General features: G+C 45.6%; 1 protein-coding gene. It reads left to right on the top strand.

Annotated features, from left to right (window positions below):
• Nucleotides 1-214: 214 nt before the first annotated feature.
• Nucleotides 215-910: a phosphate regulon transcriptional regulator PhoB gene (phoB, locus tag A3750_RS21545; RefSeq protein ID WP_068458735.1), complete on the top strand. Its 696-nt coding sequence runs from the start codon at nt 215-217 to the stop codon at nt 908-910.
• Nucleotides 911-1,071: the final 161 nt, after the last annotated feature.

Here is a 1,071-nt window from a genome sequence, read left to right on the forward strand (position 1 = left end):
GGGCATTTCTCAACAACAACTGGGTTGGCTTGTTAATTTTTATTGGTATTGTGCTGGACTACGCGGTTCGGTGATCGTAGATATCTAAATTCCATTCCTGTCATATACTTGTAACATGCCTTTTATGTAATACCGCATACTCAGTGCATGAGAATCGTTAGTTTTTAATTAGCAGCGACTCAAGCCAGTCCAATCCAAGATGTGGGAATAGGTAATGTCAGACAAAAAGATTCTAATTGTTGATGATGAATCCGCTATTCGTGAAATGATCGCTGTAGCTTTGGAAATGGCGGGTTACGAATGTTTGGAAGCAGACAACGCGAGGGATGCGTACACTTACATTGTGGATCAGCGGCCCGACATGATTTTACTTGATTGGATGCTTCCTGAAACAAGCGGAATCGAACTGGCTCGTCGCCTAAAGCGGGACGAATCCACGGCAGACATTCCGATTATCATGATCACTGCAAAAACCGAAGAAGATAACAAAGTGCAGGGTCTAGAGGTTGGTGCTGATGATTACATCACCAAGCCTTTTTCGCCGCGAGAACTTGTTGCACGGTTGAAAGCTGTTTTGCGTCGCGCAACGCCGCAAGGCGTAGAGTCAGCGATCAATATCGACGGTTTAGAGCTTGATCCCGTTTGTCACCGAGTTACGTCGAACGATGCAGAACTCGCAATAGGGCCAACTGAATACAAGTTACTGCAGTTTTTTATGACGCACCAGGATCGCGTTTACACCCGTGCACAGTTGCTAGACCTTGTTTGGGGCGGTAATGTTTATGTTGAGGAACGTACGGTAGATGTGCATATTCGCCGGCTGAGAAAAGCGCTTGGTGAAGCACATGATTACTTGGTGCAAACTGTGCGTGGCACTGGATATCGATTTTCCACCAAAACCTCGCATTAATCCGTTAAGATAAGTCCAACTGATGGTACGGTTCTAGAGGATAGGAGCCCAATGCATAAAAGAGCTTCCGAGCACCTGCGTTTTATGATTTGGGTTTTGCTAACAGCAGTGTTGTTCGGCTTAATCATTGATGAGCTGATCTTCGTACTGCTACTGTCCTT

This window comes from Oleiphilus sp. HI0079, assembly GCF_001635105.1.